20 protein-coding genes and 1 pseudogene are annotated in these 22,462 nt (G+C 56.6%); 11 read left to right on the top strand and 10 right to left on the bottom strand.

The features are described 5' to 3' along the window. Nucleotide 1: 1 nt before the first annotated feature. Entirely contained in the window at nucleotides 2–1,123 is a 1,122-nt protein-coding gene (locus ACQUQU_RS09390) for an efflux RND transporter periplasmic adaptor subunit (RefSeq protein WP_430462980.1), read from the bottom strand. Nucleotides 1,124–1,368: 245 nt separating this feature from the next. On the opposite strand from ACQUQU_RS09390, the gene ACQUQU_RS09385 reads away from it, so the two are divergent. From ACQUQU_RS09385 to ACQUQU_RS09360, 6 genes are all read left to right on the top strand, one after another. Then, nucleotides 1,369–2,562: a transporter substrate-binding protein gene (locus ACQUQU_RS09385; RefSeq protein ID WP_430462979.1), complete on the top strand. Its 1,194-nt coding sequence runs from the start codon at nucleotides 1,369–1,371 to the stop codon at nucleotides 2,560–2,562. Then, nucleotides 2,559–4,505: a sensor histidine kinase gene (locus ACQUQU_RS09380; RefSeq protein ID WP_430462978.1), complete on the top strand. Its 1,947-nt coding sequence runs from the start codon at nucleotides 2,559–2,561 to the stop codon at nucleotides 4,503–4,505. Before ACQUQU_RS09385 ends, ACQUQU_RS09380 begins: the two co-directional genes overlap by 4 nt. A gap of 212 nt (nucleotides 4,506–4,717) precedes the next feature. Beyond that, nucleotides 4,718–5,545, top strand: coding sequence for an HDOD domain-containing protein (locus ACQUQU_RS09375; protein WP_430462977.1), 828 nt, complete (start codon nucleotides 4,718–4,720; stop codon nucleotides 5,543–5,545). A 135-nt stretch (nucleotides 5,546–5,680) separates the two neighbouring features. Beyond that, nucleotides 5,681–6,187: a TIGR03546 family protein gene (locus ACQUQU_RS09370; protein WP_430462976.1), complete on the top strand. Its 507-nt coding sequence runs from the start codon at nucleotides 5,681–5,683 to the stop codon at nucleotides 6,185–6,187. A 4-nt stretch (nucleotides 6,188–6,191) separates the two neighbouring features. Next, complete coding sequence (locus ACQUQU_RS09365) at nucleotides 6,192–8,039, top strand: TIGR03545 family protein (protein ID WP_430462975.1); 1,848 nt, start codon at nucleotides 6,192–6,194, stop codon at nucleotides 8,037–8,039. Nucleotides 8,040–8,051: 12 nt separating this feature from the next. Further along, the gene (locus ACQUQU_RS09360; RefSeq protein WP_430462974.1) at nucleotides 8,052–8,372 is read left to right on the top strand and encodes a hypothetical protein; all 321 of its coding nucleotides are present in this window, start codon (nucleotides 8,052–8,054) and stop codon (nucleotides 8,370–8,372) included. 100 nt (nucleotides 8,373–8,472) lie between these two features. Here ACQUQU_RS09360 and ACQUQU_RS09355 read toward each other — a convergent pair whose 3' ends face one another. The 7 genes and pseudogenes from ACQUQU_RS09355 to sufB form a co-directional block, all read right to left on the bottom strand. Then, a complete protein-coding gene (locus ACQUQU_RS09355) occupies nucleotides 8,473–9,309 on the bottom strand; it encodes a DUF6160 family protein (protein ID WP_430462973.1) in 837 nt (278 codons plus the stop codon). Between the two features lie 328 nt (nucleotides 9,310–9,637). After that, nucleotides 9,638–10,165 (bottom strand): putative Fe-S cluster assembly protein SufT, encoded by a 528-nt coding sequence (gene sufT / locus ACQUQU_RS09350; RefSeq protein WP_430462972.1) that lies wholly within the window; start codon nucleotides 10,163–10,165, stop codon nucleotides 9,638–9,640. A gap of 331 nt (nucleotides 10,166–10,496) precedes the next feature. Further along, nucleotides 10,497–10,871, bottom strand: a complete 375-nt coding sequence (locus ACQUQU_RS09345; protein ID WP_430462971.1) for a HesB/IscA family protein — start codon at nucleotides 10,869–10,871, stop codon at nucleotides 10,497–10,499. Nucleotides 10,872–10,883: 12 nt separating this feature from the next. Next, nucleotides 10,884–12,116 (bottom strand): aminotransferase class V-fold PLP-dependent enzyme, encoded by a 1,233-nt coding sequence (locus ACQUQU_RS09340; protein ID WP_430462970.1) that lies wholly within the window; start codon nucleotides 12,114–12,116, stop codon nucleotides 10,884–10,886. Then, on the bottom strand, nucleotides 12,113–13,468 hold the full coding sequence (gene sufD, locus ACQUQU_RS09335) for a Fe-S cluster assembly protein SufD (protein WP_430462969.1): 1,356 nt from the start codon (nucleotides 13,466–13,468) through the stop codon (nucleotides 12,113–12,115). The genes ACQUQU_RS09340 and sufD overlap by 4 nt, the downstream gene beginning before the upstream one ends. Before the next feature lies 1 nt (nucleotide 13,469). Further along, nucleotides 13,470–14,168, bottom strand: a pseudogene (gene sufC / locus ACQUQU_RS09330) (Fe-S cluster assembly ATPase SufC); the annotation flags it as partial. A 191-nt stretch (nucleotides 14,169–14,359) separates the two neighbouring features. Further along, nucleotides 14,360–15,802 carry a Fe-S cluster assembly protein SufB gene (gene sufB, locus ACQUQU_RS09325; protein WP_430462968.1) on the bottom strand — a complete coding sequence of 481 codons (1,443 nt, stop codon included), beginning with the start codon at nucleotides 15,800–15,802 and terminating at the stop codon, nucleotides 14,360–14,362. A gap of 285 nt (nucleotides 15,803–16,087) precedes the next feature. Here sufB and ACQUQU_RS09320 point away from each other — a divergent pair, with 285 nt between their 5' ends. The 4 genes from ACQUQU_RS09320 (at nucleotide 16,088) to tcdA (ending at nucleotide 19,744) form a co-directional block, all read left to right on the top strand. Beyond that, nucleotides 16,088–16,558: an SUF system Fe-S cluster assembly regulator gene (locus ACQUQU_RS09320; protein WP_430462967.1), complete on the top strand. Its 471-nt coding sequence runs from the start codon at nucleotides 16,088–16,090 to the stop codon at nucleotides 16,556–16,558. A 203-nt stretch (nucleotides 16,559–16,761) separates the two neighbouring features. Then, a complete protein-coding gene (locus ACQUQU_RS09315) occupies nucleotides 16,762–18,000 on the top strand; it encodes a TonB family protein (RefSeq protein ID WP_430462966.1) in 1,239 nt (412 codons plus the stop codon). Between the two features lie 196 nt (nucleotides 18,001–18,196). After that, nucleotides 18,197–18,829, top strand: a complete 633-nt coding sequence (locus ACQUQU_RS09310) for a hypothetical protein (RefSeq protein ID WP_430462965.1) — start codon at nucleotides 18,197–18,199, stop codon at nucleotides 18,827–18,829. Nucleotides 18,830–18,949: 120 nt separating this feature from the next. After that, the gene (gene tcdA, locus ACQUQU_RS09305; protein ID WP_430462964.1) at nucleotides 18,950–19,744 is read left to right on the top strand and encodes a tRNA cyclic N6-threonylcarbamoyladenosine(37) synthase TcdA; all 795 of its coding nucleotides are present in this window, start codon (nucleotides 18,950–18,952) and stop codon (nucleotides 19,742–19,744) included. A gap of 17 nt (nucleotides 19,745–19,761) precedes the next feature. Here the strand turns inward: tcdA and ACQUQU_RS09300 are convergent, their stop codons facing one another. Then, on the bottom strand, nucleotides 19,762–20,106 hold the full coding sequence (locus ACQUQU_RS09300) for a DUF4870 family protein (RefSeq protein ID WP_430462963.1): 345 nt from the start codon (nucleotides 20,104–20,106) through the stop codon (nucleotides 19,762–19,764). 13 nt (nucleotides 20,107–20,119) lie between these two features. Next, nucleotides 20,120–21,181: a cation diffusion facilitator family transporter gene (locus ACQUQU_RS09295; protein ID WP_430462962.1), complete on the bottom strand. Its 1,062-nt coding sequence runs from the start codon at nucleotides 21,179–21,181 to the stop codon at nucleotides 20,120–20,122. A 214-nt stretch (nucleotides 21,182–21,395) separates the two neighbouring features. Between ACQUQU_RS09295 and ACQUQU_RS09290 the strand changes: the two genes are divergently transcribed. Continuing rightward, nucleotides 21,396–22,118 carry a hypothetical protein gene (locus ACQUQU_RS09290; protein ID WP_430462961.1) on the top strand — a complete coding sequence of 241 codons (723 nt, stop codon included), beginning with the start codon at nucleotides 21,396–21,398 and terminating at the stop codon, nucleotides 22,116–22,118. Nucleotides 22,119–22,462 lie beyond the last annotated feature (344 nt).

Raw genomic sequence — 22,462 nt, 5'->3', positions numbered from 1 at the left:
CTTACGGCTTGGCTTCTTCCGGGGATACGGTGATGCCCGGCTGAACTTTTTGCAGACCGCTGACGATTACGCGGTCGCCATCTTCCAGACCGGTTTTCAGTAACCATTTGTCACCCAGTGCACGGGTGACTTCCACGCCGCGCATTTCAACCACGTTGTCAGCGTTGACAACGTATGTGGTGGTGGTGGCATTGGCCTGACGCACGATCGCCTGTTGTGGTACCAGCAGCGCGTTTTCGATCAGGGTGCTCGGCACTTTGGCGCGCACGAACATACCTGGCAGCAGCAGACCGTCCTGATTCTGGAACTGAGCACGCACGTTCACCGTGCCGGTGCCCTGATCCACGCTGACGTCGGCAAACTGCAGTTCACCGGCTTCGGCGTATGGTGTGCCGTCGTCCAGTTCAACGGTGACGGTACGGGACAGATCCGGGTGCTGCATGCGCATCAGCGACGCCGCCGGACGCTGGATGTCGACGTACACAGGAGAAATCTGACGGATGATGGTCAGCGGTGTGGACTGCTGAGCGGATACCAGCGAGCCTTCGGTAATGGTGGAACGACCAATGATGCCCGGAATCGGCGCGGTGATTTCGGTGTACGACAGGTTCACCTTGGCGCTGCGCACGGAAGCCTGAGCGGCTTTTACCTGAGCTTCGGCCTGTTTGGCGGAAGCTTCGGAGTCGTCCAGATCCTGTTCACTGATGGCGGAGGTTTTCGACAGTTTCTTGTAACGGTCGGCTTTCAGCTTGGCGGAATAGGCGTTGGCTTCAGCAACGGCCAGATTCGCTTCGGCGCTGGCCAGCGTGGCCTGATACAGGGTCGGATCGATCTGATACAGCTTGTCACCGGCCTTGACGGTGGCGCCTTCTTCAAAGAAGCGCTTCAGGATGATGCCGCTTACCTGTGGACGGATTTCCGCAGTACGGAAGGCCGATACACGGGCTGCCAGCGTATCGGTCAGCTCCAGACGCTCGCTGTGCAGGGTCACAACATCCACACCCGGTGGCGGCATTTGCATACCGGCGGCCGCACTGTTGTTCTGATCGCCGCAACCGGTCAGGGTCAGCAGCAGAGTGGTTGCCGCCAGAATGGCACCGCGGCGGAGTGGGACTTGAGACATTGCCATAGCATCCTCATTGCAAGAATCGGAATCAGGCGGGGTTTCCGCCAGCTTGTGCCTTTTATAACGAGTGCACGGTCATGGGACTAGCGCCCGGTAACGGAAAGGATTGTTGATCTCAGTAAAACAATAGACAGGCGAGCGCGTCTTTTACAAAGATTAGCGCGGAAAGCATTACTTCTCATTACAACGATGTCATGCGCCGCCGACTATTCTTTACACAGTCAATTGTGGCGGTGGTTGTTATGAAAGCAACGCTTCTGCTGTCTTTGCTGCTGATGGGCCTGCTCGGTTACTGGTTCTGGCCTGAGCAGCATGCGCCGAAACCCGTGCTGGTCGTGGGTGCTTTGTCGGGAACGCTGGCCGAACGGGACTTGCCCATGATGGAAGCCCTGCGTGACGGTCTGCGGCAGAAAGCCGAGGCCGAGGGGATTTCGCTGCAACTGCACATTGTCGACAGTCAGCAGGCCGCGGCCGACCTGAAAACCCAGGTCGCCGACATTCTGAGCAGCGGTGTTGATACCGTGATGGGGTGTGGCGACTCTGCCTGTGTGCGCACGTTGTTGCCAGTATTGCAACAGTCTGGTGCCTTGCTTTTGTATCCCGGCAGTTCCGAGGGCCTGATCGACAGCGCCCATCTGATCCATCTGGGGCCGGTGGCCAATCAGTTTCTGTTTCCGGCGGTGAGCTGGATACGCGATAACCTCGGTCAGCGGGTGATGTTTATCGGCAGCGAGTCGGCCCGTTCCCATATGCTGCACCGGCTGATGCAGGACCAGTTGCTGGCCGACGAAAGCGTTGAGCTGATCGATGCTGAATTCATCGGCAGTCAGTCGGAGCTGCCACAGATGCTCAGCAAGGTAACCGACTACCGTCCGGATGTGGTGCTGTTCGACGCCTGTGAATGGTACGGCGATCAGCCCTTTATGTCGGGCCTGAACCGCCAGCCCGGCCGGGTGTTCTCCCTGTGTACCGATCAGCTGCCACCGTCTGACAGCAGCCTCTTTTTTGTCTCTGCCTATTTCGATAATCCGCACAACCCGGAAAACCGCCGGCTGCGCGCCCAGTATCCGCAACTGTCGCCCTTGATGGTCAATGTTGACTGGATGCTGACCATGTGGGGCAGGGCGCTGGCTGCGGGTCATGGTGAAGATATGCACCACTGGCTGGAGTATCTGCGCAGTCACAACGATCTGACGGCGGCGGGCCCGGTGCTGATCGATCAGCACTTCCAGGGCAGCTGGCGTGGCATGGCGATTCAGCAGCAGGTTGCGGGCGGCGGACAGAACAAGTTGCTGTGGATCTCGGATTCCATGCTGCGCCCGGTGATGTACCCGGGTATTGAAGCGCCATCTGACTGGAAGCACTTTCTTACGATCTTCTGGCGCAACGCCGGCGGTGAATGGCGGACCGCCGTTATGAAGGAGGAGCGGGGATGAGATTACCGGCCTTCTCAACCATGCGGGCACGTCTGCTGACCTGGATGATGGTACTGATGCTGCTGCCCGTATTGCTGCTGGTGGTATTGGGTTTGGGCTATGCCGAACGCCAGCTGGAAAGCAGCGTTACTCAGGATCTGAGGTACGCCCTGCGCATTCTGAACATCACACTGGATACGCGGGTAGACGTGCAGCTGGAGGACAACCGTATTCTGTCGCGCTCGCCCTATCTGCAACAGGCGCTGACGGAATTCTCGGCCATATTCCGCCCGGGCAGCAGCTATAACAACGACTATCAGGCGCTGGAAGACAAGTACTGGACCTACCTCGCTTATTACGCCGAAAAACAGAACATGACCGATCTGTTGCTGGTCAATCCGGCCGGTTACGTGGTGTTTTCGGCGTCGCAGAGTGCGCTTTACGGTAAGAATCTGCGCCACGTCGATTTCGCCAATACGGCGCTGCGCAAAGCCTTTGAACTGTCGTTGTGGCAAATGGACAGCGTGCTCGAGGTATCAACGGAAGACAGCGGCTATTACGCCGCGCTGGCATCACCTGTGGTGGGTGATCGTTTGCTGGGTGTTGTGATTCAGATTCCGTCGCCGGAGGTGATCAATGGCATGCTGGAGCACGGCGATACCGACAGCGATCTGTATCAGGCGCTGTATCTGGCTGCGCCCGATGGCGTCTTCCGCCAGCTGCGTACCCGTGACCTGACCGTCGCCGGCAGCCCGCTCAACCGGGCCTTGTCGGCCGCCTATCTTGGGCAGGATGTGGATACGGAACTGGATATCTGGGGAGAACCCTGGCTGGTCAGCCTTAAGCCGCTGCCGGCCCTGAATGGGGTTGTGATGGTGCGCCAGCGGAAAGCGTCGGCACTGGCCGCGGTGCACGATATCCGGGTATCGGCCTGGCTGGGGTCGGCGGTGTTTATGGTGTTACTCGTGCTGGTGGTGCGCAGTGTGAGTAACAACCTGACCCGTCCACTCAAGCATCTGGCCAGCCAGTTCGAAAAGGTGGGGGCTGGCCAGCGTCAGGTGCGGGTGGATGAGAACCGCCGGGACGAACTCGGCATGCTGGCCCGCGAATTCAATAAAATGGCCGAATCGCTGCGCAATACGCAGGCGCAGCTGGTGCAGTCGGAAAAAATGGCGTCCATCGGCCATCTGGCGGCGGGCGTGGCGCACGAAATCAATAATCCCATGAGCATTGTCACCGCCAATATCGACACCATGCGTCAGTACACCGAGGTGTATGTGATGCTGGTGGATCTGTACGACAAATACATCGGCGCCGTGACCAGTGGCGAGGCTGAAAATGCCGAAAAACTCGCGGCCGACATCATTCGTTATCAGCGCGAAGAAGACATAGGGTTTGTGTACGACGATATGAAAGGCCTGCTCGAAGATTCACTGCAGGGGCTGGCCCGCGTGAAACACATCGTTGGCAGCCTGCGCGTTTTCTCTGAATTGGATAAGGCCGAAGAGCAGCAGGTGGATCTGAATGAGTGTCTCCATCATGTGGTGGCCGGTCTCGACAGCAAGCTGAAGTCGCGGGTGAACATTCAGTTTGATGTGCGTCTGACCGCGCCTGTGTCATTTAAGCTGGAGCAGATGCGCAAAGTCTTTGCGGCCATTATCGACAACGCCTGCAAAGCCTGCGATGACGGTGGCAATGTGCATATCCGCGCCTGGAGTGAAAGCAACCGCACCCTGATTGAAGTTGAGGACAATGGCGCAGGCATCGACGAGGCGCGAATGCCGCACATTTTCGATCCGTTCTTTACCACCCGGGCCGTCGGCGAAGGTCTGGGGCTGGGCTTGTCGATGGCGCATTCCATTGTTGAGGCACACGGCGGCAGCATTCAGGTGGTCAGTCAGCCAGAGAAGGGCACGCGGGTGCAGATCAGCCTGCCGCAAACGCCACTGAAGGCCGTTGCCTGAGGCTGCAGGCAAAACGCCTGACGGGCGGCTTTTGCTGGTCTTATTTCCTGTTTTTGATTGTTAACTGATGCTTTTGTCATCCTGTTACAAACTGGCCCGAAGTGGTCACTTTTGTTAACCATTTCACATTTCTTATTTTCAATCCTGAGCGAATTTCTCAGGTATCTTGCACGCCAGTTCTGAATCCATCTGATAACGCTGACGTTAACCCCATGACTGCCCTGATTATTCCTCCCCGTCCGGATCTGCTGATCCGGGTGCAATCCCTGCTGACCCGACATGAGCCAGACCCCGGCGACATGGCCCAGTTAATCCGTCAGGACGTGGCCCTGTACACCATTCTGCTGGCCACGGTGAACAGCCCTCTGTTCCGCCGCAGTCAGCGTATCGATTCCGTCGAACACGCGGTCAGCGTGCTGGGCATGAGCCGGGTCGCGAGCCTGATGCAATCGGTGGCCCTGCGTTCCAGCCTGGATGCGGCGGGTGAGTGGCTTGGCTTCTGGGACAGTGCCGCCGAAGTGGCTGGCCTGTGTCAGGCGCTGTCGTCACGTTTGCAGTGCATGAGCGGTGATCACGCCTATACCTTCGGCATGATGCACGACATCGGCAGTGCGGTGATGCGCATGAATTATCCCGATTACCAGAGCTGGGCGCTGGCCGAAGCAAGTTGTAATGGTGCCCGTACGCGCAAGGCCGAACGTGAGCGTTACGGTCATGACCGATTTGAACTGGCCGGTCGTCTGGCGGGCGAATGGTTTATGCCCGAACCTGTGGTGCAGGCGCTGACGCTGCAGGCGCACGCTCAGGCGTCGCTGATGGGGAAAGCTCAGGTGTGTGATGATGTGAAGGGCGCCAATGCGCTGCTGATTCTGGCCAAAGACATCAGCTCGGAATACCACGCCTACTGGAATTTCGACAGCCGTGATGCACTCTCGCAGCTGGTCGAAAAAGCGGTTGAATATCTGGCCATCACGCAACACGAATATCTGGATATCCGCGACGATCTGGTGGAAAAACTGGCTCTTGCCGACGTCGCCTGACGGCCGGCCTGCAGGACATTCAGCGCCGGATTTTCCGGGGTTTTATGAAATTTAACCGCTGGCCAGCCCTGCGGCTGGCGGCGGTTTTGGCACGTGTTATAGTGGCGCTCTCCAAATGGTTGCCGGGACCGCACTATGTTGACTATGTTGGCCAAACTGCTGAAGGCGCTGAATTCGGAATCAGCACCGTGGCAGATCGCACTCGCTTTTTCTCTTGCCCTGATCGTCGCCCTGACCCCGACGTTAAGTCTGCACAATGCCATCGTGCTGCTGTTTGCCTTTTTATTGCGCATTAACCTCAGCGCATTTTTCCTTGGCGTTGGCGCGTTTTCCCTGCTGGCGGTGGCCATCGATCCGTATTCCGTGCGTCTCGGCGAAAGCCTGCTGGCCAACCCGGGCTTGCAAAGCACCTGGACTGAACTGTACCAGAGCGATTTCTGGCGTATGACGGCCTTCAATCACAGTCTGGTTCTCGGAGGTCTGCTGATTGCTCTGGTGGCCTTTATTCCACTGTTTATTGCCAGCCGCGTGCTGATCAGCCTTTACCGTGACCGTCTGCTGGCATGGGCCAATAAACTGAAAATCGCCCAGATTCTGAAGGGCACCAAATTTTATAACCTCTACAAATCAATCGCGGAGTAAGACCATGAAGCAATGGATTCGCTGGTCAGGTCTGGCCGCATTTGTGGTGGTTGCCGGTCTGCTGGTTGCCTTTTTTATGCTGGCGGCCGGTCCGCTGATTAAATGGGGTATCGAACGTTTTGGTTCACAGGCCGCTGGCGCCAGGGTGGAAGTCGAATCGGTCAGCCTGAATTTCAGCCCTCTGGGTTTCACCCTGAATCACCTGACGGTGGCCGACGCCGACCAGCCGATGAGCAACGTTCTGGAATTGGGCAAAGCAACCGCTGAGCTGGAAACCGCACCTCTGCTGCTGGGCAAGGCCATTATCCGTGAGCTGAGTGTCGAAGGCATGCAGTTCGGCACGGCCCGAACCACATCCGGCGCTCTGGAAAAAGCAGTCGAAGAGGTTGTTGAGGAAGACGCCGTACAAGCGGAAGAAAGCAGCAGCGACAGTCTGATGTCCGGTGTCGAGCTGCCGTCGGCAGACGATATTCTGGCCCGCGAATCGCTCAAAACCGAAGCGGCCGGCAATGCCTTTAAAGAATCCTATGCGACCCATAAGGCCGAAGTGAACGACACCGTCGCTGCTGTGCCGGATTCTGCTGCATTAGCCGCCTACGAAAAAGAATTAAAAGCCCTGTCATCCGGCGAATTTAAATCCCTCGACGACTTTAAAGAACGCAAGAAAAAACTGGATGACCTGAAAGCGCGCTTTAAACAGGATAAAGCCGCCGTCGCTGCCGCTAAAAAGGCCATTGCCGACGCCCGTACCGATATTGCCGCCCGTCTGACCGAACTCAAAAAAGCACCGGGTGAAGATCTGGCCAGCATCCGCAGTAAGTACAAGCTGACGGCCGATGGCGCAGCCAATCTGTCGGCTTTATTGTTTGGCTCACAGGCTGGCGAATGGGCTGAGCAGGCTCTGTACTGGTACGAAAAAGTGAAACCGTATCTGTCGTCTGATGATGCCGGCAACGAAGAAAAAGCGGCTAAGGCCGAGCGTGCCGGTCGCTTTGTGCATTTCCCGACGTCAGACCCGTGGCCGGAATTTCTGCTGCGTAATGCGCACATGACCGCAGACACCAGCCACGGCAAATTATTCATCGAAGCCGAAGATGTCACCCACCAACCGGCGGTGCTCGGACGTCCGGCACACGTGGTTGTGAATGGCGCCGGCCTGCAACAGGTAGAAGATCTGACACTTGATCTGGTGTCCGACCACAGAAAGGCGCCGGGCAGTGACACCCTGACGCTGACCGTGAAAGACTGGGCACTGAAGGGCATGAATCTCGGTGTGGCCGGTACGGAACTGAAGCAGGCCATGGTGCAGGTGCAGGGGCTGGCGGTGGTGAGTAAAGGCCAGCTGAACGCGCAGGGTGATGCTCAGTTTCTGCAAACCCGTTTCGCATCGGAAAGCAAAACCACGTTCGCGCGGGAATTGGGCAGCGCCCTCGACAGTATTCAGAGCTTCGATATCCGCGCCAAAGCGCGCGGTGATATCACCTCGCCGGACGTTGAACTGGGTTCTGATCTCGACAAGCAGCTCAGTGCCGCCTTCAGTGCGCGTATGAAGCAGAAACAGGACGAACTGGAAGCTAAGCTGCAGGCAGCCCTGAATAAAAAGCTGGAACAGTACGTGGGCGGTTACGCCGACGAACTGAAGCAACTGAATCAGCTGGACGGTTCTCTGGACGACAAACTGAAACAGATTCAGTCGCTGGGTGAAGCCAAACTGGAAGATTATCAGGCGCAGCAGGAACGCAAAGCCAAAGAGAAACTGGATGCGGAAAAAGCCGCTGCCAAAGCCGACGCCGATCGCAAGAAAAAAGAAGCCGAAGCGAAAGCCAAAGAAAAACTGAAGAAATTGCTCTGACAGGAAAGAAGTATGCAGACCCGTTTGTTAACCGTTGAAGAATTCCACGCCACCCGCATTAATCCGCAGCGCGTCACCGACAGTGTGCCGCCTGCCGCCTTCTGGGAATATGTGGAGTCCATACCGGCGGAAGACTTCGGCATTGCCGATTGCCGTGAAGGCAGTATCACCCATGTGTACCGCATGGATGATCAGTACGAGCACGTGCTGATTAACAGCCAGTATCAGGGCGTGGCCATGGTGATTGTGGTGGATTTAAACGCGGCGACCGTGTTTGGCCACATGCTGCTGGATTTAAATCCGGCGGGTACCAAAGAGCCCGAAGCCGGCTGATGCCGGTGGTATAGTCCGTGAAACAGAAACGGGGCCCTGGCCCCGTTTTTTATTCGTTCAGAACCCGGCCGCATGCGTGGCTGCCGGGTTTCGCCGGCGATTACGGATGGCCGTATACCAGCATATTAATGCCGTTCAGGTTCACATCGTCGAGGGTAACTGCACCAATGTTGGTGCCGCCGATCAGCAGTTCGCTGATGACCATGTCGCTGTTAAAGCGTTTGATCGTAAGGTTCAGGCCATCGTCCTGTGCGACCATGGCAATTTCAACCGGCAGCTGAACATCGGGCAACGACAGCGCGCTGGCACCCCATTCATTCAGTGATTGCAGATACGTGTTGTTGGCGATCACCATGTTACGTACACCAAATCCCAGCGGCTCTGCATCTACATCCAGATCGGCGATACCCATCTGACTTTGCAGGGTAATGACGCTGGTTGTGGAATCAATGCGCATACGGAACTGTGTGGCGAGGCCCGCCATGCTGATTGAATTGATCAGCGTGGCTGACTGGTCGCCGGCGGCATTGGCAAGACGTATTTCACCTGTGGTCAGGCCAAAGTCCACCACGCCGCCACCCAGCCCCGGATCAATAAACGCCGACAGAACCAGATCGCCGTCGGCCAGGACGTCGAGCAAATACTGCAGACCGTCGAGACGGGTTCCGGAGTGCGAACCGGCGCCCCAGTCTTTACCAAAATAGTGGCTGCGGTTGGCGCCGCCCAAATGAATGTTATTGATCTGCAGACGACCTTCGTCTTTATATTCCAGTTGTCCGATGGACAGTTCGCTGGTCATTTCGATGGTAACGCCGCTTTGACCGCTGAACTGCGTCAGGCTTTGATCATCCATAGGTTGCAGGGTGGCGTGCAGGAAAGGGCTGATCAGCAGGCAGCTGCATCCTGCGCAACCGCTGATTATTGGGTGATTTTTCATGGTCATCCGCTGAGGGTGTTATTTTTAGGGTGTTTACTCTAATTTGAGTTTTTTTCGCTGCAATCATTCTTTCAATCGCCCGGAAAAAATACGGAAAACCCATTAAAACAGGCGTACAGAAACGACGGTTTTAAGGTACGCTGGTTTCAGAAAAACAGGCGGCGCTGTTCCGTTCAGGTCAGAGGGCGTGCTCAGTTAATGAGCGCAAAAATACGGCAGGGAATAAAAAAGGCGCAGAAAAAGCAGAAAGTTACTGTTTTACAGGTATAAAAAACGCCACATGTCAGTGGCGTTTTTTGGGGCGTATTTGTGTTTCGATTGTTACGGGTCAGAAAAACAATCCGGCTTCCAGCTGAGCTTCTTCGGTCATCATGTCGCGGCTCCACGGCGGGTCGAACACCAGTTCAACGTCTACTTTGGCCACGTTCGGCACTTTGGCGACGCGGTATTTCACATCGGAAATCAGCACGGGGCCCATACCACACGTCGGAGCGGTCAGGGTCATGCGGATCTTCACGTCGCTGCCATGGATATCGATGCCGTAAATCAGCCCGAGATCGAGCAGATTAATCGGAATTTCCGGGTCATAAATCGTACGCAGGGCCTGGCGAACCTGATCGTCATGCACAAGCCCATCGGCGCGGGTTTCGTAGACAATGTCTTCGGCTTCAAGTCCAAGCGCAGCGGCATCGGTACCGTCAACACGCATCATGTTGCCGTTGTGGGTGACCGTGTAGTTGCCGCCAAGCGCCTGATTGATGGTGACAAAGCTGCCGGCCGGAATGGTGGTCGGCGTGCCGGACGGAACCATGCGGGCGGGGCAGGACTCGTGGGCCACGACCATTCTTCTTTCCACGTTAACTCCTAGATAAAGCGACTGCGCTTACTCATGCTTTGTTAAAAGCCTCCTCAAAATCCTCATTTACACCCCGTAAACTCCGGTTTCTCGTCGGCTTTTGCCGCGCCTGAGCTGCGCTCGTGACGCTTTATAAATACTGAACGCTATTGCGCTCAATCATACTGCTTTAAACCTGTTTCAGGTTTAAACGTCAGCGTCTGGTGTAAGGGACTGATCAGTGGATGCAGAGCGAGGCGTCCCGCAATGAGCCCCGAGACATACCTGGTGGTAGGCGATGGGGCGAATGAGGACACAACGACGCTCTGCGCCGCTGAGTGGCGCCGTTAATTTATACCGAGAAGGATTCGCCGCAGCCGCAGAGATCCTTCGCATTCGGGTTATTGAACTTAATGGTGCTGTTCAGACCTTCTTTGGTGAAGTCGATTTCCGTGCCGCGCACAAACGCTGCTGCATCGGCAGCCACAAACAGCTGCACGTCGTCGGCCACCTGAATGGTCTGGTCGCCTTCGGATGGTGCATTCACAAATTCAATATCGTATTTAAAACCCGAGCAGCCGCTTTTTTTAACGCCCAGACGAATGCCTTTCATGTCCGGATTTTTGCTCAGCTGCTTGCGCACGTGTTTAACCGCGGCTTCGGTCATGCTGACTTCGGCCGGCGCATTCGGGTCGTAACTCTGAGGGTTAAAGGTCTCGATGGTCATGGTCGCGACTCCTCACAGCAAAAACAGTTTGGCTTTTTCCAGGCCTTTAAACAGTGCATCGACTTCATCCAGCGTATTGTAGAAGGTGAAGGAAGCGCGCACAGTGCCCGGTACTTTAAATTGTTCCATCACCGGCATGGCACAGTGATGACCGGTGCGCACGGCGATGCCTTGCTGGTCGAGCAGGGTACCTACATCTGCCGGGTGCGCACCTTCGAGAATAAAACCGAAAACCGAGGCTTTATTGGCGGCGTTGCCGATAATGCGGATGCCACCCATCTGCGCGGCCAGTTCATTGGCACGGGCCAGCAACGCGTCTTCGTGGGCGGCAAGCGCTTTACGATCCAGTGAGTTCAGGTAGCCGATGGCAGCGGCCAGACCGACGGCACCAGCAATGTTCGGGGTGCCGGCTTCAAATTTATACGGCAGTACGTTGTAGGTGGTTTTGCTGAAGCTTACGTGCTCAATCATTTCACCGCCGCCCTGATAAGGCGGCATGGTGTTGAGCAGTTCTTCTTTACCGTACAGTACGCCGATACCGGTCGGGCCGAATAATTTGTGGCCGGAAAAGGCGTAAAAATCGACATCCAGTGCCTGGACGTCGATGTCCCAGTGGGCAACCGCCTGAGCGCCGTCGACCAGCACTTTGGCGCCGACGTCGTGCGCCATGCGAATAATCTCGGCCACCGGGTTAATGGTTCCCAGTGCGTTGGATACGTGCACCACAGAAACGAATTTCACTTGTGGTGTCAGCAGGGTTTTAAACGCTGCCATGTCCAGTTCGCCGTTATCCAGTACAGGAATCGGCAGCAGTTCGGCACCGGTCTGCTCACACAGCATCTGCCACGGCACGATATTGGAGTGGTGCTCCATACCCGATACCAGAATGCGGTCGCCGGCTTTAATAAAGGCACGGCCCCAGGTAGCAGCGACGGTATTAATGGAGTCGGTAGTGCCACGGGTCCAGACAATTTCCTCAGGCTTTTTCGCATTCAGAAATTGTTGCACGGTTTTACGCGCATTTTCGAACTGCTCTGTGGCGCGGTCGCTCAGGGTATGAGCACCACGGTGCACGTTGGAATTGTCGTGCTCGTAATATTGCTTCAGTGCGTCGATCACAACTTTTGGCTTTTGTGTGGTCGCGCCATTGTCCAGATACACCAGCGGCTTGCAGTTCACTTCCTGATGCAGGGCTGGAAACTCGGCACGGATGGCATTCAATACCTCGGCGGATAATGCACTCATGCGCGTTCTCCGGTCAGACCTGCGGCTTCATTTTCCAGCAGGTGAGCAGCCAGATCGTCGTCACGGCCAAAGCGTTTGGCCAGCACAGGACGCAGCAGGTTGGTGATGGCTTCGTGCGGCAGGGATTCCAGCAGCTCGTTAATAAAACCAAAGCTCAGCATGACTTCGGCTTCGCGTTTGCTGATGCCGCGGCTCTGCAGGTAGAAGCGGGCTTTCTCTTCCAGCTGGGCGACGGTGGCGCCGTGGGCGCACTTCACGTCGTCGGCGTAAATTTCCAGTTCCGGCTTGGTGTAAATCTCAGCGCTGTTGGTCAGCAGCAGGTTTTTATTGCTCAGCTGGGCATTGGTTTTCTGCGCCTGCGGGTGAATATGAATGCGGCCGTTAAAAATGGCTTTGGCTTTGTCATTCATAATGCCGCGGAACACTTCATTACTGGTGCAGTGTGCAACCTTGTGTTCGATGCAGGTGTGGAAATCAATCACCTGAGCGTTCTGTGGAATGTACACACCGGCAATTTCGGCATGGGAACCACCGACGTTGTGGTTGACCACAATATCGTTACGGGTCAGGTTGGTGCCCAGTCCCAGATGGAACGCGTTGTACTGGCTGTCTCGACTCAGCGCAATGTGGGTACTGCCAATGTGCAGCGCCTGTTCCTGCATGGTCTCCAGACGGTAATGCTGAATGCGCGCGTTATCGCCGACAATAATTTCGGTCAGCGCATTGGTGAAGCTCAGCTGTTCAGCGCTGTCGGAGCCGTATTGCTCAACGACGGTCGCCTCGGCACCGTTTTCCAGCACCAGCAGCAGACGCGCGTTTACAGTAAATGGCTGGGCGTTGGTGGTGGTCAGATGCAGAATCTGCAGCGCCTGTTCCAGACGCTGATTTTTACCGATCTGCACCAGTACGCCTTCATTCACGGCGGCGTTGTTCAGGTCGTTAAACAGATGCTCAGAGCCGTTGGCCTGCGCCAGCACACTGCCCAGTTTTTCGCTGATCAGGGCTTGCTGAGCGCTGTTGGCAGCCGAGAACAAGGTTACCTGCTCAAGCGCTAAGGCGTCGGATAATTCACGGTTCAGCTGACCGTTGACGAATACCAGGCGAGCGGCATTCAGGCCGTCGATCTTCGCGGCGGCCTGCAGTTCGCTGGTCAGCGCAGTGTTTTGTACCGCACCGAATTCTGCGCCGGTTAACTTGAGCAGGGAGGTGTATTTCCACGCTTCGGTTTTACGCGTTGGAATGCTGGCTGCTGCAAAGGCGTCCTGACCCTGTTGATTCAGGGCAGATAAAAACGGCAGGCGTGCGCCGGCGGTGGCAAGTGCCAGTTGTTGTGACTGAAATTGCTCTGCCATATCAAGCTGCTCCGTTGTCGGAATTTTCCAGCCAGCCGTAGCCTTTTTCTTCCAGTTCCAGTGCCAGTTCTTTACCACCGGATTTCACGATGCGGCCGTTGGCCAGTACGTGAACGTAATCCGGCACAATGTAGTCCAGCAGACGCTGGTAGTGGGTCACAACGATAAAGCTGCGGTTCGGGTCGCGCATGGCGTTAACGCCCTGAGCCACGACTTGCAGTGCATCGATGTCGAGACCCGAGTCGGTTTCGTCGAGGATGCACAGCTGCGGCTCCAGCAGCATCATCTGCATCAGTTCGTTGCGCTTTTTCTCACCGCCGGAGAAGCCTTCGTTCACACCGCGCTTGAGGAAGCTCTGGTCCAGATTCACCGCTTTGCATTTTTCACGTGCCAGTTTCAGGAACTGCACAGAATCCAGCGCCGGTTTGCCCTGATGAGCACGCACGGCATCAACCGAGGCTTTGAGGAATTCGAGGTTGGAAACACCCGGAATTTCTACCGGGTACTGGAATGCCAGAAACAGGCCTTCACGGGCGCGTTCTTCCGGTTCCATCTCCAGAATATCTTTGCCGTTTAAGGTAACGGAACCGCCGGTCACTTCATAACCGTCACGACCCGCCAGCACGTTACCCAGTGTACTTTTACCGGCACCGTTCGGACCCATGATCGCGTGTACTTCGCCCGGTTTAATCTCCAGGTTCAGGCCCTTGAGGATGTCTTTTTCTTCCACTTTGGCTTGCAGGTTTTGAATGCTGATCATGGTTGTATCTCGTTTAGTCTGGCACCCGGCGTCTGGCGTAGGGCGCTTTCGTTTAATTCTGGTCGGACGTCTGAGTTCGGACGTCTGACGCTGATTCGATATGTCTTTCGTTGAAGCGCAATAGCTCCAAATTAGCCGACCGAGCCTTCCAGTGACACTTCCAGCAACTTGCCGGCTTCTACGGCAAATTCCATCGGCAGTTCCTTGAATACTTCTTTGCAGAAACCGTTGACGATCATGGAAACGGCTTTCTCGGTATCAATACCGCGCTGGCGGCAGAGGAACAGCTGGTCGTCGCTTACGGTCGAAGTAGTGGCTTCGTGTTCAACCACAGCACTCGGGTGTTTGCTTTCGATGTACGGGAAGGTGTGGGCGCCACACTGATCGCCGATCAGCAGCGAGTCACACTGGGTGTAATTACGCGCGCCTTCGGCCGTCGGGTTCATGCGCACCAGACCGCGGTAGGCATTCTGGCTTTTACCGGCCGAAATACCTTTGGAAATAATGGTCGATTTGGTGTTTTTACCCAGATGAATCATCTTGGTGCCGGTGTCGGCCTGCTGATAATTATTGGTCAGTGCCACGGAGTAAAATTCACCCACGGCGTTGTCGCCTTTCAGCACGCAGCTTGGGTATTTCCAGGTCACGGCAGAGCCGGTTTCTACCTGAGTCCAGCTCACTTTGGCATTGGTGTGCGCCACAGCACGCTTGGTCACGAAGTTATAAATACCGCCTTTGCCGTCTTTATCGCCCGGGTACCAGTTTTGTACGGTGCTGTATTTAATTTCAGCGTTATCCAGCGCGATCAGTTCCACCACCGCAGCGTGCAGCTGGTTTTCGTCGCGCATGGGCGCCGTACAGCCTTCCAGATACGACACATAAGAACCCTCATCGGCGATGATCAGGGTGCGTTCGAACTGGCCGGTTTTGGCTTCGTTAATGCGGAAATAGGTCGACAGTTCCATCGGGCAGCGTACGCCTTTCGGAATGTAAACAAAGGAGCCGTCGGAAAACACGGCGCAGTTAAGCGCGGCGTAATAGTTGTCGCGCTGTGGCACCACAGTGCCCAGATATTTTTGTACCAGTTCCGGATGCTCATGCACGGCTTCGGACAGCGGCATAAAAATCACGCCGGCTTCGGCCAGTTTTTCGCGGAAGGTGGTGGCAACCGATACCGAATCGAATACGGCGTCGACGGCGATGCCGGCCAGCGCCATTTGTTCATGCAGCGGAATGCCGAGTTTTTCGTAGGTTTTCAGCAGCTCAGGATCGACTTCATCGAGGCTCTTCGGCTTGTCGGCCATGCTTTTCGGCGCTGAGTAATAGGACACCGCCTGGAAATCGACTTCCGGGTAATGCACATGGGCCCAGGTTGGCTCGGCCATTTCCTGCCAGGCGCGGAAAGCTTTCAGACGCCATTCAGTCAGCCACTCGGGCTCACCTTTTTTGGCGGAAATAAAGCGCACAACGTCTTCGTTCAGACCTGGTGGCAGGGTGTCGGATTCAATATTGGTGACGAAACCGGCCTGGTATTCGTTGCCTATGCGGCGTTCAATTTCGGCGTTGCTGCTCATGGTGAAATCTCTCTGAAGCGTGCCGGCAGAAGCGGCTTCTTGCCCTGTCTCGTCTGCTCAGCTGGCTTTGCTCCGCGCACGGTCCTGGCGGGGCGGTGGCGGAATTCCGGAAAACCCGGAGTATACCGCACTGGGGCTGAATATCAGAGTAAAATAGTCGGGTTTATTAATCAATACCACATTGGTATGCTTTGAACTGTTGGCATTCTAACAAAGTGCTTGAATTCTGACCAATCGGGAACGGTTCTCAACTGGCGCGCTGTGGCGGGCCATCGGGGTTGCGGTATGTTGCGAATAGGCAAGCTCACCGACTATGGGGTGGTGGTGCTGAACGTGCTGGCGGAAGCCGGTGCGGTAAAACTGTCAGCGGACGATATCGCCGCCCGCACGGGGCTTGCCATGCCAACGGTGCGCAAAGTTATGAAGGCACTGGCCGATGCCGGTCTGGTGATTGCCCAGCGCGGTGCCCGAGGTGGCTACCGTATCGGCCGGGCGCCCTCACAGATCCGCATGCTGGATGTGGTGCAGGCATTTGAAGGGCCGGTGGCGGTCACGGATTGTGCGGCGGATACTGACTTATGCGACATCACCGACAGTTGCTCACTGGCGACCCACTGGGGGGGCATTAATCAGCTCATTACCCAGGTGCTGTCACGCATCACGCTGGCCGATATCCGCCAGCCCGAACGCCAGCAGAAACTGGTAAAAGAAGCCCTGCCGTTGACCTCGTTTATTGAGCTGGTGAATCTCGGCTGATCTGAAAGCACCCCCTGTCCCGAAATTGTCACAATGCCTTCTCATGCTGCGCGCTGATCCGCAGGACGTGTGAGGCAGCTATGCAGTCAATCAGGCAATCAACACGACAGTCACTCCGTCTGTCTGCCATCCGGTTAGTTAGTGTTTCTCTCTTCTTCTTTGTTTGTCAGTTCGCTCAGGCGCTGCCGTTACAGGGCAGTGCGGTGTACAGCCGTCTGGGCAACGACGTGTATCTGGCCAGCGTGTTTTCGGCCAGTAACGACAGCCAGAGCTGGCGTACGCCGGGCGCTCCGGTTGAACTGCGCATGGATATTCTGACGGCGCAGCTGTCGCCGCGCCGTTTTTACCGCCTGTGGAATGAGGGCCTGGGCATCAATCTCACCGAGGCGGAGCTGAATCAGTGGGCGGGCAGTATTTCCCGCTTTATCAGTTTGCTGCCGGCCGATCTGGTGGCGGGCGATCAGGTGCTGATCAGCAACCGCTCCGGGCGTTGCGAAGTCAGCATTAATGGTGTGCCGTCGCTGGTGCTGGAGGAGGGGGCCTTTGCCAACCTGCTGCTGGCCGCCTGGATCGGCAAATTTCCTCAGTCACCGGAATTGCGCGAAGGCCTGACTGGCATGAATGCCGATCAGAAGGCGGCGCAAATCACTCGTCTGGAACAGCGCCATTTTGCCTCGGGCCGTGATGCGCTGGTGCGTCAGTGGTGGGCGCCCGCGCTGGCAACAGCCCCGGAGCCGGAAAAGCCCGAAGCAGAAAAACGGGCTGACGCACAAAAGCCGGTCGCCGTTGCAGCTGGCACTGCGCCTGTTTTAGCAGCCAGCGCTGCGTCTGTTGTGATCGCCGCAGCAGAGCCTGAAGCGCCAGCTAAAGCCCCGGTCCCAACCCCAACTAATAAAGCCCCGGCCGCTAAGAATGAAGCAGCCGTTACCATGAAGTCCGTTGCATTGAACAAGGGTGCTGAATCTGCGCCAGCAAAAGCGGCTGCAGCAGCGCCCCTTACCGCGTCCGTAGCAGCGACCCTTGCCCCGAGCGTTGCCGCGCAGTCTCAACAACCGGCTTCCGTCCCGGCCGGGCAGGCCGTTTCGCCAGAATCGCCTGCTCAGCCTGCGCCGAATGCAGCTGCCATGGCCGGCGCAATCGCCGAACAGCGTGCGTCGGTGGGCTATCTGCGCACTGTGCTGCGTCATGCCAACAGCAAGGCGGAATACCCGCAGCGCGCATTGAAACGCCGCCTGCAGGGTGTGGTGATGGTCGGCATCCGTCTGGATGCGCAGGGTCAGTTGCTGGGGTTGGAAACGGTACAGAGCTCGGGCTCAGAGTTGCTGGATCAGGCGGCGCTGCGTGCAGCACGTCAGGCGGCGCCGTATCCGCAGCCACCAGAGGTGCTGCATGACGATGCGCTGGAGTTTGATATCCCTTTCCGTTTTGCCATGGCTGAGTAGGGCGCCCGTTGTTCTGGCTGGCCTTTCGGCACAAATGCGCCGCGGCGGCGCGCTTTGTCTTGCCGGGTGACAAATTTTGTCAACTGGTTATCAAAAGCGTCACTTTCGCGTGCGCGTGGCTTGCTGTGGTTGTCGTCTCAGACCAAGATAGGCCTTATTGATAAATTTACTGAATTGTCAGTAAGAGGAGTTTTCGATGCGGTTTCTGACAGGTCTTGTGCTGATGGTGTGCATGGGCATGGTTCAGGCGTCGGAGCTTAAGGGAGTAGGCTTGTTTCAGACGCTGGATAACCCCTGGTTTCTGGTCGCTCTCTACGGCGAAAAAGAGCGCACGGCCGATAAAGAACCGGCAGAGGCGCGGCTTCCGGAAAAACTGCAGCTGAAAGTGGTGGAAGATAAAATCAGCATCCGCCGTTACCGCCAGCTGTGGCAGGACGTGTTTGCCGTGTCGCAGGAACGTGATGTGTGGGCTGCCCACGGCGACGATCTGCAAAGCTTCTTCCAGCTGGTGAAAGGCCCGCTGGAGCAAAACGACCTGCTGGTGATTGAGCGCAAAGACGGCGCGACGGTGGTGAGCCTGAATTACCGCGAACATGCCCGTCTGTCGGAGTCTTTCCTTGATGTGCTGGTGACCACCTTAACCGGGCGTATTTCCGCCATTCCGGAACTGCGTGACGGTCTGAACGGAACACTGCCGGAAGACGAACAGCGCCGTCTGCTGCGCCAGTTCGACAAAGGCGAACCAACCCTGGGGCGCATCAGTGAAACCGGCCGCTGGCTGCGTCGTCAGCCGTCGGTGGTAACCGAAGCCCGAATTTCTCAGCTCTGATCTCAGCTCTGATTTCAGCTCTGATTTCAGCTCGGAGCGGGCGCTCAGCAGCTCCTCTCTGAAAGGCTGCCCACCCTCTGATATACTGCGCGCCCTCTGAAATCTGCACGGTGGGTGCGCATGTCTCCGGATTATCTTGATCGCTTTGGTGGAATCGGCCGTCTGTATGGCGCGGCCGGGCTGCAACGCCTGCACGATGCACACGTGTGTGTGGTCGGTATTGGAGGTGTGGGCTCCTGGGCGGCCGAAGCATTGGCCCGTTCCGGTATTGGCCAGATCACCCTGATCGACATGGACGATATCTGCGTGACCAACACCAATCGTCAGATCCACGCCATGACCGGTGATATCGGCAAACTCAAGGTCGAGGCGGTCGCCGAGCGTATCCGCCGGATTAACCCGGAATGCACTGTGCACCCCCTGATGGAATTCGTCACCGAGAGCAATCAGCGTGAGCTGATTCATACTGGCTTCGATTACGTGGTGGATTGCATCGACAGCGTGAAAAGCAAGGCGGCCCTGATCGCTCACTGCAAGCGCAATAAGATCCGCATCGTCACCACAGGTGCCGCCGGTGGTCAGACTGACCCAACCCAGATTCAGGTGGCGGATTTAAATAAAACCTTTAACGACCCGCTGGCCAAGCGCGTTCGTTCTATTTTGCGCCGCGACTACAATTTCTCGCGCAATACCGCCCGTAACTATTCCATTCCCTGTGTATTTTCCACCGAACAGCTGGTGTACCCGCAGCCGGATGGCAGCGTGTGTCAGATGAAAACCTTCGACGGCGACAGTACGCGTCTGGATTGCTCGTCAGGCTTTGGTGCCGCGACCATGGTGACCGGTACCTTCGGCTTTGTGGCGGCGGCGAGAGTGGTGAAGCGCATTGCAGAGGCGGCCGGCGCCAAGGGCTGATGCCGGCCTGAGCAGGCTCAGAGCGGGAAGGGCTTGTTCGACGTGAGCAGGGCAAGTCCTTTGATCAGGCGGTACACAGACCACACCAGTACGCCCAGCAGAATGAAATAGCCGATGATAAAGGGGGCGAGTATCACCCCCAGAATGCACAGACCGGCACCCCACCAGAACACGCTGATGATGTTATTGAAGTGGCCCACGTAGCGGCTGTCTTCCGCATCCGAGCGTTTCACCATGGCCCAGATGCCACCCACCAACCAGAACAGACCGGTAAAGTAACCGGCCACCAGGCAAAGGTACGCGACCAGCGCTGAGGTTTTGGCGGCGTCGTCCTGCGGTGTCAGTGGTGGCAGTTCCTGCATGGTGTTTTCCCTGTCAGTGATCGCGCGCGGGGCAATCCGCTGCGCGGCATTCGTTGATTTCTATGGTCACATGCGCCAACTGCCGGAAGTCGTGCAGCAGGTGCTTATAGTGCGCTGTGTGCTTCGGCGTGTGGGTCACCAGCGAAATCATCGCCGCGTACTGGCTGCTGCTGACGCGCCACACGTGAATATCAGACACCTGATTGTCGGCATCGGCTTCAATTGCCTGACGGATGGCGTTGCGTTGCGGTTCGTGGATGCTGGCATCGAGCAGAATCGGTGAGGTTTCCTGCACCAGACCCACGGCCCAGCGGGCAATGATCAGCGCACCGACCATGCCCATCACAGGATCGAGCCAGTTCAGTCCGGCGAACTTGCCGGCCAGCAGGGCGGCAATGGCCAGAATCGAGGTCAGCGCATCCGCCAGTACGTGCATATACGCCGCGCGCAGATTCAGATCGTGGCCGTGGTCATCATGGCCGTGTTTATGATGGTCGTGCTCATGGTCATGGTCATGGTCATGGTCGTGATCATGATGTTCATGGTGCTCGTGAGCCCGATGATCATGGTCATCGTGATCGTGGCCATGCCCGTGATGGTGATGATGGTGGTGGTCTTTCAGCAAATAGGCGCTGATCAGGTTAATGGTCAGGCCGATCACCGCCACAAAAATCGCCTGGTCGAACTGAATGGCCTGAGGCTCAAACAGCCGCACCAGAGACTCAACCAGCATCACCAGCGCCACCACGGCCAGTGCCACGGCGCTGGCGAAACCGCCGAGCACGTTCACTTTACCTGTGCCGAAGCTGAACGCCGGGTTGTCGGCGTGGCGGCGCGCATAACGGTAAGCGAACAGGGTGATCATAAAGGCCGCCACGTGCGTGCCCATGTGCCAGCCGTCGGCCAGCAGCGCCATAGAGCCGTAAACCGACCCGGCGACAATTTCGGCCAGCATAGTAATGGCGGTCAGAATCAGTACCCACAGCGTACGGCGTTCACCGTCGTTGGCTGTCGCCTGGAAGTCATGACTGTGTTGCCAGTAGGCAATGGAATGGCGTGTGGTCATTGGGGTCATAATCGCTTGTTAATCAGGGTGCGGGTTGTAACACAGGTGCCAATCTGCGCCAAGCAGGCCTGATCCGACACACAGGCCCCGCTGTCCTTTCACGACACTGGTACTTAGGTCATATTTTTCGTATCGTCATTGGAATCAATAAGAGGCTGACAGGCTCAGACCGGAGCGGCCCGCGAACCCATTCTCATGGCGTCACACAAGGGGAGTAACCGCTTTGAAACTGACTGCGTTTCTGGGGCTGGCATTCGCCGGCTTTATCGCTCAGGTGGCCGCCGCCACCACAGACGACGCGCTGCTCAAGCGCGAACTGCTGGAATCCTTCGCCTACCGCACCACCACCGAATTCTGCCTCGTTATCCGCAATTCCGGCGATAAAGCCGCCACCGCCCGTCTGAACGAACTGCTCGGTAAGGCACAGAGCATGAGTCAGGAGCTGGCGCCGCAGTGGCCGCAGCTGGAAAAGCAGTGGGCCGAAACCGCGCAGTTTGTGCAGGACAATCAGGAAGCCGCCAATCAGGGCGACGTGGTGAATCTGCTGGCCAAACTGCAGATCCGTCAGACCGAACTTTACGAATCCTTTAATGCCGGCCGTCCGCAGGCCGTGGTATCCGACCGCGAGAAACAGAATTTGCTGGTGCTGCTCGACAGTCTGGAACGCATGCTGGCGACCTACCTGACCTTTCAGACCACCTTATTCGGCGGTCACTCGGTCACGGAAGTCAGTATCGAAGATCAGGCCCGCCGCTTTGATGAGGCGCTGAGTGCCCTGACCAACACCGCACTGAAAGACGACATCAGCCGCAAATGGGGTTTTGTGAAGGAAACCCTGCTGGCGTACAACGAACGCTCGGCGGTGTTTATCGTCGACCGTACCGGCCGTACCATACGTGATCTGATTGAAGGTGAACTCGGTGCCGGCCAGCTGGCTGCTGAATAACCTCGTTTCTGCCTGAGACATGAGAAAACACCCGGCTATGCCGGGTGTTTTTGTTTCTGCATCCTGCGTTTATTTAAAGGGAGTGCTGAATCATTCAGCACGGCCTTTAATAAGCACGCTTGTTAAGGTCAGCACTTTGCCCGCTTTGGCTGACGGCCTGTCATTGTTTACGAATTCTATTTTCCGCGCATTCATTGCCAATTTTTGTCTGGTTTTTCGCCAGCGCATACGGTTTTGGCAGCGGTCTGGTTAAACGTCTTTTTTCCTGCCTGAATTTATCCGATTTTCCTGTTGTGAAAATGCAATCAGGAAAAGCGTGCCTTGTTGTTGTCGGGTTTATAAAA

Origin of the sequence: Thalassolituus sp. LLYu03 (assembly GCF_050507655.1) — a bacterium.
GTDB lineage: Bacteria > Pseudomonadota > Gammaproteobacteria > Pseudomonadales > Oceanobacteraceae > Venatoribacter.
The sequence above is the reverse complement of the archived record's forward strand: the minus strand, read 5'-3'. Positions and strand labels throughout refer to the sequence as shown.